Consider the following 640-nt stretch of genomic DNA (forward strand, 5'->3'; position numbering starts at 1 on the left):
GCAAACCCATCCCAACGATCGTGCGTGCGCCGCCTTCGCCGATATCGACCACGAAAAGGTGCTTCCCCGCGATCACCACCGAACATGGCCCCGCCCGGGTCGGATCGGGCAAAGGCGAACCCGTTCCGCACAACGCGACATGCAGTCCATCCGGCAATGTCTCGGTACCGTCTCGCCCCACCCGCGCATCGACAATCCACGCCAGCATGGCGGTCGCGATTTGCCGCTGGAAGAGGCTGACCAGCGTCATCCCGACAAGGCCAATCAGGCCAACGGCCAACGCCCACTTCCCGTATTTGCGCATTCGGCCACCCTCCTCCCTTGGGCGTATGTCGTTGCGGTTGAGCCTGCGACAAAATTATGACACATTCAATGCCACATTGGGAGGACAATAGACCGAGGTGGATCAGAGGGATAAGCGCACCACGTGGATATGAAGCGCAGTATGACGCCGGTCTCTGGACCAAAAGACAACTCAGCAGCCGACGGGCGCCGTGCGCGCAGTGAAAACAGCCGCGCCAAGATCGTCGCCGCGATGCTCCATCTCGTCGGCAAAGGCGATATCGCCCCGAGCGCTGCGCGCGTCGCCGAAACCGCCGGTGTCGGCTTGCGGTCTGTGTTCCGGCACTTTGCCGATATG

The 640-nt window shown here is 62.0% G+C and carries 1 pseudogene; it reads right to left on the reverse strand.

Annotated features, from left to right (window positions below):
• Nucleotides 1-304, reverse strand: a pseudogene (locus AACY08_RS27905) (hypothetical protein); the annotation flags it as partial.
• Nucleotides 305-640 lie beyond the last annotated feature (336 nt).

The sequence above is a fragment of the Pseudomonas sp. EL_65y_Pfl1_R83 genome (assembly GCF_963970695.1).
Classification (GTDB): Bacteria; Pseudomonadota; Gammaproteobacteria; order Pseudomonadales; family Pseudomonadaceae; genus Aquipseudomonas; species Aquipseudomonas tritici.